11 protein-coding genes and 1 tRNA gene are annotated in these 14898 nt (G+C 70.4%); all 12 read right to left on the reverse strand.

The genetic code is table 11. From position 1 onward, the window contains the following. Positions 1-4: 4 nt before the first annotated feature. Positions 5-2656 (reverse strand): helix-turn-helix transcriptional regulator, encoded by a 2652-nt coding sequence (locus E5679_RS09000; protein ID WP_138414958.1) that lies wholly within the window; start codon positions 2654-2656, stop codon positions 5-7. Continuing rightward, entirely contained in the window at positions 2653-5304 is a 2652-nt protein-coding gene (locus E5679_RS09005) for a helix-turn-helix domain-containing protein (RefSeq protein ID WP_171042311.1), read from the reverse strand. Before E5679_RS09005 ends, E5679_RS09000 begins: the two co-directional genes overlap by 4 nt. A gap of 315 nt (positions 5305-5619) precedes the next feature. Next, entirely contained in the window at positions 5620-6204 is a 585-nt protein-coding gene (pth, locus tag E5679_RS09010) for an aminoacyl-tRNA hydrolase (RefSeq protein WP_138414962.1), read from the reverse strand. A 181-nt stretch (positions 6205-6385) separates the two neighbouring features. Further along, positions 6386-6967, reverse strand: coding sequence for a 50S ribosomal protein L25/general stress protein Ctc (locus E5679_RS09015; protein ID WP_138414964.1), 582 nt, complete (start codon positions 6965-6967; stop codon positions 6386-6388). A gap of 366 nt (positions 6968-7333) precedes the next feature. Then, positions 7334-8314 (reverse strand): ribose-phosphate diphosphokinase, encoded by a 981-nt coding sequence (locus E5679_RS09020; RefSeq protein WP_138414966.1) that lies wholly within the window; start codon positions 8312-8314, stop codon positions 7334-7336. Continuing rightward, entirely contained in the window at positions 8315-9916 is a 1602-nt protein-coding gene (glmU, locus tag E5679_RS09025) for a bifunctional UDP-N-acetylglucosamine diphosphorylase/glucosamine-1-phosphate N-acetyltransferase GlmU (protein WP_138414968.1), read from the reverse strand. Between the two features lie 91 nt (positions 9917-10007). After that, positions 10008-10079: transfer RNA gene (locus E5679_RS09030), tRNA-Gln, on the reverse strand. A 107-nt stretch (positions 10080-10186) separates the two neighbouring features. Beyond that, on the reverse strand, positions 10187-10840 hold the full coding sequence (locus E5679_RS09035; RefSeq protein WP_138414970.1) for a DedA family protein: 654 nt from the start codon (positions 10838-10840) through the stop codon (positions 10187-10189). A gap of 10 nt (positions 10841-10850) precedes the next feature. After that, positions 10851-11102: a hypothetical protein gene (locus tag E5679_RS09040; protein WP_138414972.1), complete on the reverse strand. Its 252-nt coding sequence runs from the start codon at positions 11100-11102 to the stop codon at positions 10851-10853. A gap of 84 nt (positions 11103-11186) precedes the next feature. Next, positions 11187-13034 carry an ABC-F family ATP-binding cassette domain-containing protein gene (locus tag E5679_RS09045; RefSeq protein ID WP_138414974.1) on the reverse strand — a complete coding sequence of 616 codons (1848 nt, stop codon included), beginning with the start codon at positions 13032-13034 and terminating at the stop codon, positions 11187-11189. After that, positions 13034-13993: a 4-(cytidine 5'-diphospho)-2-C-methyl-D-erythritol kinase gene (locus tag E5679_RS09050; protein ID WP_138414976.1), complete on the reverse strand. Its 960-nt coding sequence runs from the start codon at positions 13991-13993 to the stop codon at positions 13034-13036. The genes E5679_RS09045 and E5679_RS09050 overlap by 1 nt, the downstream gene beginning before the upstream one ends. Before the next feature lie 10 nt (positions 13994-14003). After that, entirely contained in the window at positions 14004-14861 is an 858-nt protein-coding gene (gene rsmA / locus E5679_RS09055; protein WP_249336035.1) for a 16S rRNA (adenine(1518)-N(6)/adenine(1519)-N(6))-dimethyltransferase RsmA, read from the reverse strand. Positions 14862-14898: the final 37 nt, after the last annotated feature.

Consider the following 14898-nt stretch of genomic DNA (forward strand, 5'->3'; position numbering starts at 1 on the left):
AGCACTACTTGGTCTGCGGAACCGTGTACTCATTCTCCGGAGCGAGGCCGACGGCGGAGGAAAGCTGCTCTCTGCTGCTCACCCCGAGCTTCGAGTAGGCGCGGTACAGGTGCCCCTCGACTGTGCGGACGGAGACCGTGAGGCGGTCGGCGATCTCGCGGTCGCTCAGCCCGCTGATCGCGAGCGCGACGATCTGCCGCTCGCGGCGCGTGAGCTCCCCGGCGGAGTCGGAGGGCTGTGGCGCCGTCTCGCGTTCGCCCAGCTCCGCATCGCATGCGCGCTGGCCCTCCCAGACCAGGCGGGCGTCGGATCTCGACGGCGAGTTCTCGAGCTGTGCGAGGGCCTCGGAGTAGCATTCGCGGGCCAGGCGGGGGAAGCCCGCGCTGCGCAGCGCGTCGCCTGCCGCACGGAGCGAATCAGGGCTGCCCTCGTCGAACGCGGCACCCAGAAGCACTCCGGCCTCGGCCCATTGGCCTTCCATTGGCCAAGCGACCGCCAGAAGCTCATCGAGCCGGTCCCGCTGGCCCGCCTCGAACCACAGGAACAGCGCTTGGAGGCTCACGTCGCGGCGGGGCCCTTGGGCGGCCTCGTCGATCGCCGCCTCGAAGGCGGCGAGGGCCGGGGCATCGGGGCCGACCGCGCAGGCGGCCGCGGCCTCGTACAGCGCGGCGAGCGGACGGACCATGGACGCCGAGACCCGGCCGCCCGACCTGGTGTCCTCGAGGAAGTCCGCCGCCTGGCCCCAGTCCCCCAGCCGGGCAGCCGCGTAGGCCGCGCCCGCGGCGCAGAGGCGGAACACGTGCTGGGAGTCGCAGACACGGAGCTCCTCGAGCGTTGGCTCGAGTGCTTCGAGGGCCTGGTGGAAGCGGCCCTGCCTCAGCAGCGCGATGCCGCGCGCGCATGCGAGCGTGGCTCCGAGCTGGAAGGAGTCCTCGTGCAGCGGGGGCGCAGCGAAGCGCACCGGGATCGACTCGACGGCATCCCACTGGCCGGCGGTGACGGCGGCGTAGACGAAGCGCACGGCCGCAAATTCCGAAAGGGCCCCCATCGTCTCGTCCGAGACGAGGAGTTCGAGCGCCTGCGAGGCTGCCGCCATGCTCTCGACGAGGAGCCCGCGGCACGCGAGAACCTCCGCCTCGAGCGCCGCCGCGACGCCCCGCTCGGCGGCCGACCGCTCGGTCGCCTCGCTGGCCCGCCATGCGGAGCGCCACGCCGCGAGCCCCACTTCGAGGCCCGCGTAGTCCCCCCGCACGGATGCGAAGATGAGCCGCAGCAGGTCCCAAGGGCCCTTCTCCTCGTGCTCTCCCAAGCTCTTGAGGTCGCGCGCGATCTCGTCGTGCGCATGCCCGAGGGCGTCCCTGCTGTAGAGCCAGAGGAGGCCGGAGGCGAGGAGGCCCTCGGCGTCGAGTTCTGGGGACGGCTCGAGGAGCTCGACCGCCTCCGAGTAGTGGTTGGACGAGTAGGCCACGAGGCCCCGGACGAGCCGGGCCTGAGCCAGAAGCTCCGGCGACGTCACCGCGTCCGCCGCACGCAGGGCGAGAGCATGCTCGCCGAGCCTGGCCGCCACCCTCGCCGCCTTCAGGTAGATCGCCTCGTCGAGGACGAGCCCGCAGCCGAGGGCCCAGGACACCGCGCACAGGAGGCCGTCCGCCGTCGACACCTGCCGCGCCCGGTGGTCCGCCGCGAGCTGCTGGAGGCGCAGCGATCGGATGAGCGGGATGAGCTGGAAGATCGCCTCGCCGTACACCACGTGCCGCAGCCGCAGGGCTCCGTCCGCGCCGTCGGGCGGGAGGACGAGCCGTTTGGCGACGAGGCTCCGCACCACGTCCCCGCCGAAGTTGGCCTCCACAAGGTTCAGCGGGGCCGGCTGCGCGACGGCCACGAGCATGAGCGCCTCGCGTTCCTCCGCCGAGAGCCGCTGGAGCTGGTCGCGCACGAGGCCCACGAGCCCGTCGCTGCGGCGTTCCGGTTCTGCGGCCAGGAGCCAGGTCCCGCGCCGCTCGATGAGCGAGCCGGCCCGCCGGGCCTCGTCCATGAGGCAGCGCAGGAGCATGGGATTGCCCTGCGAGTCCCGCCAGAGGCGCCGTGCGGTCGAGGGCAGGACCCGGTCGCCGAGGGCGGCCTCGAGGAAGGTCTGGGCGTCGTCCGCCGAGAACGGCTCGAGATCGATCCGCTCGGCACCGCCGTCAATCCAGAGCTGCATCAGGGGCGGCGGGAGGAGCGCACCGTCCGGCGACGTCACGAGGGCCTGCGCCCACCCCGCGCCGACGAGCTCGGCGATGACTTCGGCGGTCAGCGCGTCCACCGTGTGCGCATCGTCGATGACGAGCACGAGCCGGCTCTCGCTGCGCGAGCGCAGTTCCTCGACGCGGCGCCAGAAAGCGCGGAGGACCGCGATGCGGGAGCCCGCCTGCTCCGTGGGCAGGCCGCCGAGGAACGGGGCGAGCACACCGTACGGGACGCGCTGCAGCGAAGGGCTGCCGTGGATCTCGAACGTCTCGGCGAAGTCCTCGATCTCGGCTCGGACCGCCGCGAGGAGCGCGGACTTGCCCACCCCGGTCTCGCCGAGGATGAGCACGGCCGGAACCCGGTCGCGCAGCATCGCCGCGCATTGGGCCGTTTCCCGCTCGCGGCCGACGAACGCCGGGCCGCTCACAGCAGGCCTGCCAGTTCGGACCGGGAGGTGATGCCGAGCTTCGAGAAGACCTGGTAGAGGTGACCCTCCACCGTGCGGACGGACAGGCCCATCTCATCTGCGATGGTCCGGTTCGACTCGCCACGGGCAGCGAGCACAGCGACCTCCCTTTCCCGAGCGGTAAGCAACGGTCCAAGACTCTGCGGTACGACGGGGAGCACTTCGACCAGCCCGGTGAGGCGGTCGAGGCGGGCCTGGAGGATGCGCGCCGAGCGGACGTCGCCGGTGTCGCGCGCAATATCGAGGGCGACGGCGGTGCACCGCGACTCGAGCGTGTCCAGCTCGAGTCCCGCAGCGAGGTCGGAGGCGGCCACGAGGTCGGTGAGGTCGCGGAGCCGCGTGCCGCGGGCGAGGCGGCGGCCCAGCTCTGCGAGGGCGCCCTGCCGGTGTGAGCACACCTCCTCGAGGAGGGCCAGCTCCTCGTTCCCGGTCTCCACCGTGGCCCCCACGAGCCGGATGCCGGCCATGGTCCAGCGTTCGGCGGCGATGTCCTCCTGCGCGGCGTCCACGAGGCGGGCGGAGGCGCCCCGCTCCCCTATCCAGCGGCGGGCCATGTCGGCACAGAATTCCATGGACGCGTGGAGCGTGTAGCTCGTGGGCGCCGACCAGCCTTCGAGCCGGTCCAAGTACGAACGGGCCGCCGCGCTGTCGCCCTGCTGCGCGAACGCGAAGGCCGTGGCCGCGTAGGCGCAGCCCAGGGTAGCGCGGACATTCCCTTGCTCAAGCTGGGCGATGGCAGCCAGCAATGGCGAGAGCGCATCCGATCCTCGACCCGCGAACACGAGCGCGAGGCCCGCCGCGAACTCGTAGTGGGCTCCCGAGACGCGGAGGCTCGGAACAGTTTCGTAGCCGGCCGACCGGACCAGGGCGAGGCATTGGCGCCAATGCCCGTTGAAGAGGAGCGTGTCGAAGGCCCGTGTCACGAACTCCTGGCGCACGCGCGGCGTGCCTGCGGGTCCGGCCAGCTCGCTCGAGACGCGGTGCAGCGTGGCGAGCGCCTCGTCCTCGCGGCCCACCATGACCTGCGCCTGCATGAGGAGGCATCCCGCGCGGAGCCTCAGTTCGTCGTCGCCCCCGGGAACTCCCGCGGCGGCGTTCTCGAGGCGGTCGTAGACGGAAGCGAAGCGGCCGCGGTAGGCGGCGTCGGAAAACTCGGCGAGGTCCAGGATTCCCCGGGCACGCTGGGTCTCGGGTTCCGGAGCGCCCCCGAGTTCGGCGTTGACGAGGAGGCGCGCCCGGGAATCCTCGAAGAGCGCGGTGATCTCTCGCTCGCGCCCGGGGGTCGCCCGCTTCACCATCGCGAGAGTTTCGACGAACAACGCGAAATCGATCGGCGAGAGTGCGGCGATCTCCTCCTCGGTGACCTGCTCGAGGAGCGCGTGGGCCTGAACCGGGAGGCCGAGCGCGAGGTAGGCCCCGGCCCGCAGGCGCTGCACGGTGGCCCACGTCGCCTTCGCCCTGGACACCCCCTCGAGGCAGTCCAGCGCGAAGTGCGGATCGTGCAGCCGCAGAGACGCATGGGCGGCGGCTATCGCATGCTCGGTCGGGAGCACCGCCTGGCACTCGCGCGTCCACGCCGCGTAGCCGAGGAGCTCGACGACGCCCAGCGTCTCGAGCGGAGGTTCCGAGTTCCCGATGAGGAGGGAGCGGAGCTCGCGACGGCGTGGGACGCTGAGCCAGCCCCGCACCACTTCTTCCATGACGGGGTCGGAGAGCGCGACCGAGTGGCGCTCTCCCTCCTCGACCGCGATGAGTCCCGCCTCGTCCATGGTGGAGATGACCTCGACCCCGAAGACCCTCGCCAGCTGCTCGAGCGGGAGGCGCCGCGCACACGCGAGGGCCTCGATCACGGTCTGGACCTCTGGCGTCTCCCGTTCCACGCGGGTGCGGACCACGTCGTCGATCTCACGGCTCCGCGTCGTCTCGGCGTCCTCGGCGAGCGTCCACACGCCGTCCGTCGCGCGCAGCTGCCCGCTCTGGAGGAAGTCCCCAACGATCCGGTAGAGCAGTTCGGGATTGCCATGCGCCATCGCATGGAGCATGCGCGCGACGGTCCGAGGGACGATCCCGCCCAGCACCTCCCCGATCACGGCCTCGGTCCTCTCCTCGGGCAGGAGGTCCAGCGGGATCTCACGGATGCGTCCCTCGGTGAGCATCCAGTGGAAGTCCTGCGGAAGGTCGCTGGTCCGGGTTGCCACCACGATCACCTTGGCGGTGTTCGTGATCATGAGGTTCACGAGCGTGGCCGTGCTCAGCTCGTCGAGGCCGCCCGGTGTTTCCAGGGCGATGACGGCAGGGCGGCCGGCCGCGTCGGCGGTGAGGGTTTCCATGATGCCCCGCATGGTCGCCGCCGGGTTCTCGAGGGCCTCGTCGGGCAGCCGTGCAAGAAACGGGGCGAGGGCACCATAGGGAGTCTCGGTGCCCACCCTCGTGCTGCGCAGGGTCTGCGCGTAGAGGTCGGGGGCGAGCGAGCGGACCAGCGCCGTCTGGAAGGCGCCCTTACCGATGTCACGCGCGCCCGTGATCACGATCCCGTAGCTCTGCTCGCTCTCGAGCGCCTCGCGGGCTGCCTTCAGCTCATCGGCCCGGACGATGCGTGCCCAATGCACGCGATCGGATGCGAAGGCGCGCGCGGAAGACTGGTGCCTCTCGGACACCCCAGTCGTCCACCGCATTGCGCCTCCCCGTATCCCCCAATGCATGCAGGTGTCCAAAAGATACCCCTAAGGCGCGACATTCCAGTAGGGGCAGAGGCACTTCGGTTCTGCCTTTCTCCCGCGAAATGGCGGGAGACGCGACGAAAGACGGGACTTAAGTCCCGGTTATGGCACCTTGTTTGTGACGCTCAATGGCGGTGCAGTTGCGAAATCGACGACACGCCGAGCGGAATCGACCATTCTGCCGAAAGCTGTCAAGAGGCAGTGCTACGCCTTTGCGGGATGGTGCTTCTGCTGCGCTGAGAGGAGGCCCTCCCGTACGAGGAGCTCCACCGCATCCGCCGCCTCGGACAGCAGGAAGGGGAGGTCCTTCCGTTCGGCCGTCGAGAAATCGCGGAGCACGTGGTCGGCGGCGTCCATCCGCCCGGGCGGCCGTCCCACACCGACGCGGACGCGGTAGTAGTCCTTGGTCCCCAGGGCCTTGGAGATGTCGCGCAGGCCGTTGTGCCCACCCTCTCCCCCGCCGATCTTGAGCCGGACGCTGTCGAAGGGAATGTCGATCTCGTCGTGGACGGCGATCACGTGATCCGGTGCCACACCATAGAACTTGGCAGCGCCCGCCGTCGGGCCTCCGGACTCGTTCATGTACGTGAGCGGCTTGGCGAGCACCACGCGGGGGCCGCCGATGCCCAGCCTTCCCTCGAGGACCATGGCGCGCGAGCGGTGCGACGAGAAGCTCCCGCCGATGCGGCCGGCGAGTTCGTCGAGGACCATCTGGCCCACGTTGTGCCGGTTCCCGCTGTACTTCGGGCCGGGGTTGCCCAGGCCCACGATGAGCCAGGTCTCTGCCATCGGTGCAGCTCCTTGAATGGTGATAGACAGCAAGACGGCCCGCCCCACCGGGGACGGGCCGCCTGGGTTCCTTGAGCAGGCTACCGGCGCGGCAGCATGTTCTGCTCTCCGTTGCCCCGTCACGTTTGCAGGGTGTGCACCCTGCAAACGTGACGGGGCAACCGTTGCTTGTCGCCGAGTGCTACTCGGCAGCAGCCTCTTCGCCCTCGGCCGGCTCCTCGGGAGCCGTCGCGACAGCCTCGGCGATGTTGACGACAATCGTCTCGGGCTCGGTCACAAGGGAGACGTTCTGCGGGAGCTGGACATCCGAGGCGTGCACGTGCTCGCCCACGCCGCGTCCCTCGATGCTGACCTCAAGCGCGGTCGGGAGGTGCGTGGCCTCGGCCTCGACGGTCAGGGCCACGGTCGCGTGGGTCACGACGGTGCCGGGAGCAGGCTCGCCAGACACGTGGACGGGGACGTCCACCTGGACCTTCTCGCCGCGCTGGACGGTGAGGAGGTCGATGTGCTCGATGATCTGGCGGACCGGGTCGCGCTGGATGTCCTTGACGAGCGCGAGGTGCTCAGTGCCCTCGACGTCGATCGTGAGGAGGGCGTTGGCCACGCGGACAGCGAGGTTGGTCTCGCGGCCCGGGAGGTTGACGTGAAGCGGCTCAGCGCCGTGGCCGTAGATGACGGCGGGGATCTTGCCGGCGGCGCGGGCGCGGCGGGCGTAGCCCTTGCCGAACTCGGTGCGCTTCTGGGCGGCGAGCTTGTCGCTCATGGAATGCTCCTTCGATGGGTCAGACGGCTTGGCGGGACGTCAGGCATCTGAACGGCAGCGCCCCATCGGGAAGAGGGGCACCATCAAGGAGTCCAGACCCAGTCGATCACGGACCGGGCGCCTACGCGCTGGTCCCTCGCCAAGGTTCGCCGTCCATCCTAACAGACCGGAGAACACGACTCCGCCGGCTTCTCCCCCACCGACTTCCCCAACCTCCCCGCCGACTTCCCCAACTCTTGAGTGCACTCCGCGGCAGCGCGCCTCCACCACTGGGGGCAACTGTCATCGGTCAGTTCAATCGGCAGCTAAAACTGGGGAATCCGGCAAGGAAGTTGGGGAATTCGGCAACAGGACCGGCAGTGTGGGCTAGCTCCGGCCGTCGAACAGGCTCGTGACGGAGCCGTCGTCGAAGACCTCGTGGATCGCCCGGGCAATAAGCGGCGCGATCGAGAGGACGGTGAGCTGCTCGAAGCGCTTCTCGGACGGGATGGGCAGCGTGTTCGTGACCACGACCTCGCGCGCGCCGCTCTCGGCGAGGCGGCGCGATGCCGGGTCGGAGAACACGGCGTGGGTTGCGGCGATGATCACCGAGCGCGCCCCCGCGTTCTTGAGCACCTGGACGGCCCCGGAGATGGTGCCGCCCGTGTCGATCATGTCGTCGATGAGCACGCAGTCACGGTCTTCGATCTGGCCCACGACCTGCTTCGACACCGCCTGATTGGGCACGTTGACGTCGCGGGACTTGTGGACGAACGCGAGCGGCGCACCGCCGAGGCGCTCCGCCCACTGCTCGGCCACCCGGACGCGGCCCGTGTCCGGCGAGACGACGGTGACCTTGTTGAGGTCCACGCGAGTGCGGACATAATCGGCGAGGAGAGGGATGGCCATGAGGTGGTCCACGGGCCCGTCGAAGAAGCCCTGGATCTGCGCCGTGTGCAGGTCGACGCTCATGAGGCGGTGGGCGCCGGCAGTCTTGTAGAGGTCCGCGATGAGACGGGCCGAGATGGGCTCCCGGCCGCGGTGCTTCTTGTCCTGCCGCGCGTACGGGTAGAACGGCGAGACGACCGTGATGCGCTTGGCGCTCGCGCGCTTGAGCGAGTCGATCATGATGAGCTGCTCCATGATCCACTCGTTGATGGGGGCGGGGTGAGCCTGGATCACGAACGCGTCGGCACCGCGAACGCTGTCCTCGAATCGCACGTAGGTCTCGCCATTGGCGAAGTCGTAAGCCGACGTCGGCAGGAGCTCGGTGCCGAGCTCCTTGGCGATCTCCTGCGCGAGTTCCGGATGGGCCCGCCCTGACGCGACGACGAGACGCTTCTCGCCGTTGGCCGTGATCTCGGTCATCTACTTGCCTTCTTCTGTTGGGTGCGTGCTGTCGGAGGGGGAAGTCTTCGTCGCCGCGAGGGAAACAGCCGGGCCGGCTTCGCGGGCGGCAGCGGCGGCAAGGGCCGACGGCGATCCCGGCCGCTTGGCCTCCGTCCAGCCTTCGGCGTTGCGCTGGGGGGCGACGCTGAGGGCGAGCGCGCCCGCCGGAACATCCTTGCGCACTACCGCGCCCGCTCCGGTGTAGGCCCCGTCGCCGACGGTGACGGGGGCAACGAAGACGGTGTTCGACGACGTCCGGACGTGGGCGCCGATCACCGTCCGGTGCTTGTTGACGCCGTCGTAATTGGCCGTGATGTTGCCGCAGCCGATGTTCGTGCCCTCGCCGATCTCCGCGTCCCCGGCGTAGCCGAGGTGGGAAAGCTTGGCCCCTCGGCCGATCTGGACATTCTTGGTCTCGTAGAAGGCACCGATCTTGCCGTCGGCGCCGAGGACCGTGCCAGCGCGCAGATAGGTGAAGGGCCCCACGGTAGCGCCGGGACCGATCTCGGACTTCGTCCCTTCGGTCCGCCGCACGGTGGCCCCCTCGCCCACGACGACGTCGGTGAGGGTCGTGTCAGGGCCGATGACGACGTCGCGCTCCACCACGGTGGCGCCGTGGAGCTGGGTGTTCGGCTTGATGGTGACGTCCTCGGCAAGCCGGACGGTCCCGTCGATCCAGGTGGTCGCGGGGTCCACGATCGTCACCCCGGACCTCATCCAGTCCTCGAGGATCCGCCGGTTGTGCTCGGCCGCGAGCGCTTGGAGCTGGACGCGGTCGTTCGCGCCCTCGACTTGCCAGCGGTCCTCGGTCACAAGGGCTGCTACACGGCCGCCATCCTCACGGACGATGGCGAGCACATCGGTCAGGTACTTCTCCCCCTGCGCGTTGTCCGTCGTGACACGGCGCAGCGCGTCGGCGAGGACCCGTCCGTCGAACGCGTAGATGCCCGAGTTGACCTCGAGCACCGTGCGCTCGTCCTCGCTGGCGTCCTTGTGCTCGCGGATCGCGGCGACGCCGCCGTCGGCGTCCCGCAGGATCCGCCCGTAGCCGGTGGCGTCGTCGAGCACCGCCGTCAGCACGGTCACGGTGTTCTCGTCGGCCTCGTGCAGCGTCACGAGTTCGCGGAGCAGCTCGGCGCTCAGGAGCGGAACGTCGCCGTACGTGACCACGATTGTCCCTTCGAGCGGGCCCCCATCGGGCTGCCGCGCGGCCAGCGCGTCGAGGGCCACCTCGACCGCGCGACCGGTGCCCGGAATCTCGTCCTGGTCCACGATGAGCGCTTCGGGGTCCACGGCGGCGATGTGCTCGGCCACGCGATCCCGCTCGTGGCGGACGACGACGACGAGCTCCCGCGGGTCAATGCCCCTCGCCGCAGCGAGGGCGTGCGCGACCATGGACCTGCCGCCCAGCTCGTGCAGGATCTTCGGGGTGCGGGACTTCATGCGCGTGCCCGCCCCAGCGGCGAGGACGACGACGGCGGTCGGCTGGCGCGCGCTTCCGTACGGGACAGGACCAAGACCAGCCTGCGGTGACTCCGGGCGGTCGGTTGCGGGACGCTGTCCGGGGTTCTCCGCATTCACTGTCGCTGGTTCTCCTGATCGTCGCGATTCGCGCCGGCCCCACCGAACACGCAGGGCCTGCGCTTGCCCGGGCCATTCTATCCACGCCCCGTTCCGCCCCTAGGATTCGAACCTAGACTGCACGGCTCCAAAGGCCGGCGTGCTGCCATTACACCAGGGCGGACCGTGCCGCCTTGTTCCTCCGAAGATTCCCCGGCGGCGCAAACGGCACAATCGTTTATTCTGCCATGCCTGGGATGGTCGCGTGACCCAGCCGGGGCCGCCGTCCGTTCACGCGTCAGCTTTCCCCTCGTGGGGCCGACGGTAGTCTCGCTCGCTGCGACGCTCGGCGCGCCCCTTGCGCACGCGCCACACAATGAACGCGACGACGGCGATCACCCCGACGATCGCGGCGATGTCCCGCCCCGCGGTCTTGGCGACGGCGTCGTACGAGGTCCCCGCGATGAACCCGAGCAGGGTGAAGCCCACTCCCCACGTGACGCCGCCGAGGGCGTTGAAAGCGACGAAGCGCGGATAGCGCATCTGCGAGGCGCCGGCGAGGGCCGGCATCATCGCACGGAAGAAGGCGACGAATCGCCCGAGGAACACGGCCCACCCGCCCCGCTTCCGGAGGAAGGCCTGGGCGTCCTCGAGCTTCCTGCGGTGCCGGTCGAAGACCCTGAAACTCAGCAGCCGAGGTCCCAGGTGCTTCCCGATCTCGTAGCCCACCGTGTCCCCCACGATGGCGGCGAGCACTACGAGCGGCGCCATGAGCCAGATGTCCACTCGGCCTTGGCTCGCGACCACGCCGCCGAGGACGGCAGCCGTTTCGCCGGGGATCACGAACCCCACGAAGATCGCGTCCTCCGCGAACACCAACGCGAAGACGAGCGCGTAGGCCAGAAGGGGCGGCATGCCCAAGATCGCATCGACGAAGGAAGCCATTGCGCCGATGCTACCGAGCGAGTCTGGAGGCTTCCAGAGAGTCCGCCCTCGCATCGGAGGCGCCACCCCGCCGTCGCACCTCGGCGCGGTCGGTGACGTGGATCATGCGGCGACTGTGGCCGCCCTCCTCCCGGACCCAGAAGACCGAGCCGTCGGGCGCCACGTCGTCGACCGTTCCGGTCAGGAACAGCCCGTCGAGGCCGTCCACCTCGACCCAGTCGCCCCGTACCACCCGCGCGAAATCGTCCGTGCGCTTCCCCATGCCCTACCCCTCACGCCGTGGCAATCGAGACCACGGTATCGGCGGCGGACGACTGCAAGGTGGCGCGGAGGTGAACTGCGGCGACTACTCGAGGACCTCCGAGGCCTCGAGCCATGCGAGTTCGAGCTCCTCCTTCTCGCCGAGCAATGCCTGGAGCTGTTCGTTGAGGCCCGCGAGCCGCGGGTAGTCCTCGGCGGCTTCTGCCATCTGCGCGTGCAGTTTGGCCTCCTGGTCGGCGATCTTCCCGAGCTGGCGCTCGACGCGGCCGAGCTCCTTCCGGGCCTGACGCTTCTCGGCCTCGCTCGCTCCCGAGCCGGGGGCCTTGGCCTGGGTCGCTGCTTGGGTCGCTGCCGGAGCCGCCGCGCCCCCGTCGCCCACTGAATCCGCAGCTGGCTCGGCAGCCGCCAGGGCCTCTTCGCGCAGTTTGAGGTACTGCTCCACGCCTCCGGGGAGGGCGCGCACGGCGCCGTCGCCCAGGAGCGCGAGCTGGTGGTCGGTGACGCGCTCGAGGAGGTACCGGTCGTGGCTCACCACCACGAGGGTGCCCGGCCACCCGTCGAGGACGTCTTCCACGGCCGCGAGCGTGTCGGTGTCGAGGTCGTTCGTCGGCTCGTCGAGCATGAGCACGTTCGGCTCGCCCACGAGCAGGCGCAGCAGCTGGAGGCGGCGCCGCTCACCGCCCGAGAGCTCCGAGACGCGCGTCCACTGCTTCTGGTTCGTGAACCCGAGCTGTTCGACCAGCTGGCCCGCCGTGAGCTCCTTGGCGCCCACGGTGAAGGTCTGCCGCTCGCGCTGGATGACCTCGATGACGCGGAGGTCCGCCACGTCATCGAGCTCGCGCACGTCCTGGCTCAAGACCGCGGTCACTACGGTCTTCCCGCGCTTGACCCGCCCGGAGGTGGGCTGGATGTCCCCTGAGAGGAGCCGCAGGAGGGTGGACTTTCCCGCACCGTTGACGCCGACGAGCCCCACCCGCTCCCCCGGGGCGAGACGCAGGGTGACGTTGTCGAAGAGAGGTTTCGCGCCGTCGCCCGCTCGGTCGTCGTACGCGAGGGTGACGCCCTCGAGGTCGATGACGTCCTTGCCGAGCCGCGCGGTCGCCATCTTGGCCAGGGCCAGCGAATCGCGGGGCTCCGGAACGTCCGCGATGAGCGCGTTGGCCGCGTCGATGCGGAACTTCGGCTTGGAGGTGCGCGCCGGGGCGCCGCGCCGGAGCCAGGCGAGCTCCTTCTTCATGAGGTTCTGCCGCTTGCCCTCGACCACGGCCGCCATGCGGTCCCGCTCGGCCCGTGCCAGGACGTAGGCGGCGTAGCCGCCCTCGAAGGGATCGACGATGCCGTCATGCACCTCCCACGTGCCGGTGCAGACCTCGTCGAGGAACCAGCGGTCGTGGGTCACCACCACGAAGGCGCCCTCATTCGCCCGCCACCGGCTCTTCAGGTGCTGCGCGAGCCACGCGACGCCCTCGACGTCGAGGTGGTTGGTGGGCTCGTCCAGCATGATCACGTCATGCGGCTCGATAAGGAGCTTCGCGAGGGCCACGCGGCGCTTCTGGCCGCCGGACAGGGAACCGACCTGAGCGTGCCAGTCGACGTCTTCGACAAGCCCGGCCATGATCTCGCGGATGCGGGGGTTGGCGGCCCACTCGTAGTCGGCCCGGTCGCCGACGATGGCCCGCCCCACATCGAGGTCTCCGTCGAGCACGTCGCCCTGGTCGAGGTAGCCCACGTTGACGTCCCGCCGCTTGGTGACGCGGCCGGCGTCCGGCTCGCCCCGCTGCGCGAGGAGCCTCATGAGCGTGGACTTCCCGTCGCCGTTGCGGCCGACGATCCCAATCCGGTCCCCCTCGTTGAGCCCCACCGTCACGCCATCGAGGACAGTGCGCGTGCCGAAGGAAATGCGGAGGTTCTCGCCCCCGAGAAGGTGTGCCACTACAGCAGGGTATCGCTCACGATGCGCGCGCCCGGAACCGGCCCGTGCACAGGGATCGCAGGGGTGCCGCGGCGCGCGAGCGCCTCGGCGAGGACCGCGGCGGCCTCCGCATCTTCTGCGAGCAGCGCCACGGTCGGGCCGGACCCCGAGACGAGGGACGCCAGGGCGCCGTGGGAGTCGCCCCACCCGAGGGTGTTGCGGAGGCCGGGCGCGAGCGAGACCGCGGGCCGCTGCAGGTCGTTGAGCAGGAGGTGGCTCAGGGCTCGGGGATCGCCGGCCCGGACGGCGGCGAGGATTCCGGGCTCGACGTCGATCGGCTCCTCCGCTTCCACGCCCTCCTCCGCTCGGAGGCGGTCGAGCTCCCGGAACACTGCCGGGGTGCTGAGCCCGAAATCCGCGGGCACGAGGACCCAGTCGAGCCGTGCGGTGGCGAGGGCTGGCGAGAGCTGATCGCCTACTCCGAGGCCGACGGCGGCCCCTCCGAGGAGCGCGAACGGCACGTCCGCGCCGAGCTCGGCCGCGAGGTGGGCGAGCTCTTCACGGGAGAGGCCCGCGCCCCAGAGCGCGTCGCACGCCACGAGCGTGGCGGCAGCATCCGCGGACCCGCCGCCCATGCCGCCTGCCACCGGCACGCGCTTGGTGATCTCGAGGTGCACCCCGGTCGGGTGCTCCGAGACCTCCGCCATGAGGGCGGCCGCGCGCACCGCGAGGTTCCGCTCGTCGAGCGGGATCTCGAGCTCGTCGACGTCCAGGGTGCTCTCCGGGCTCACGCTCACCGTGATGCCGGGCTCATCGCGGACGGTAGCCGTGACCTCCTCGAAGAGCGATACCGCGAGATACACGCTCGCCACGCTGTGGTAGCCGTCCGGCCGGAGCGGCCCCACCTGGAGCGAGACATTGACCTTGCCAGGGGCCTTCGCCCGTACCGATCTCCGGCCCGTGCCGCCCGCTGAACGCATGTCCCCCACGCTATCCCAGGGCCTCGCGCTGCTCGGCGATCCTTGCGAATTCCTCGATGCCGAGCGTCTCGCCGCGGGCGCTCGGGTCCACTCCCGCCGCGACCAGGGCGCGCTCGGCCGCCGGAGCTCCGCCGGCCCAGCCTGCGAGCGCAGCCCGCAGCGTCTTGCGGCGCTGGGCGAAGGCGGCGTCGATGACGGCGAAGACCTCGGTGCGTGCCGCCGTCGTCCGCGGAGGCTCGGAGCGCTCGAAGGCGACCAGGCCGGAGTGGATGCGGGGGGCGGGCCAGAAGACGTTGGTGCCGATCACGCCGGCCTTGCGCATGGTGCCGTACCACGCCGCCTTGACGCTCGGGACGCCGTAGATCTTCGATCCGGGCTCGGCAGCGAGGCGGTCCGCAACCTCGTCCTGCACCATCACGAGCCCGTGGCGCAGGCTCGGGAAATGCTCGAGCAGGTGCAGGACCACCGGCACCGCGACGTTGTAGGGAAGGTTTGCGACGATCGCGCTGGGCTCCTGCGGAAGGTCCGTGACCTTCAGGGCGTCGGCGAGGACCAGGTCGAAACGGTCGACGGCGCCCGGCCGCCACTTGGCGACCGTCTCCGGCAGCCGCTTGGCGAGCTTCGGGTCGATCTCGACGGCGACGACGCGGCGCGCGGCGTCGAGCAGCCCGAGCGTGAGGGACCCAAGACCAGGGCCGACCTCCAGCACCGTCTCGTCCGGATCGACCTTGGCCGCCGTCACGATGCGCCGGATCGTGTTGCCGTCGATCACGAAGTTCTGGCCCAGAGTCTTGGTGGGGCGGATGCCGAGCTCGTCGGCGAGCGCCCGGATGTCGGCCGCCCCGAGCAGGTGCGCGGGTTCAGTCACCAGAGCATCCTATCGGTGGCCTTAACCCGTTGCGCCG

The organism is Sinomonas gamaensis (genome assembly GCF_005876955.1).
Classification (GTDB): domain Bacteria; phylum Actinomycetota; class Actinomycetes; order Actinomycetales; family Micrococcaceae; genus Sinomonas; species Sinomonas gamaensis.

Coding starts and splice junctions, on each gene's coding strand:
- pth (WP_138414962.1), bottom strand. CDS start 6,204: ATGGCAGAGACCTGGCTCATCGTGGGCCTGGGCAACCCCGGCCCGAAG.
- E5679_RS09015 (WP_138414964.1), bottom strand. CDS start 6,967: ATGAGCGACAAGCTCGCCGCCCAGAAGCGCACCGAGTTCGGCAAGGGC.
- E5679_RS09020 (WP_138414966.1), bottom strand. CDS start 8,314: ATGACCGAGATCACGGCCAACGGCGAGAAGCGTCTCGTCGTCGCGTCA.
- E5679_RS09035 (WP_138414970.1), bottom strand. CDS start 10,840: ATGGCTTCCTTCGTCGATGCGATCTTGGGCATGCCGCCCCTTCTGGCC.
- E5679_RS09040 (WP_138414972.1), bottom strand. CDS start 11,102: ATGGGGAAGCGCACGGACGATTTCGCGCGGGTGGTACGGGGCGACTGG.
- E5679_RS09050 (WP_138414976.1), bottom strand. CDS start 13,993: ATGCGTTCAGCGGGCGGCACGGGCCGGAGATCGGTACGGGCGAAGGCC.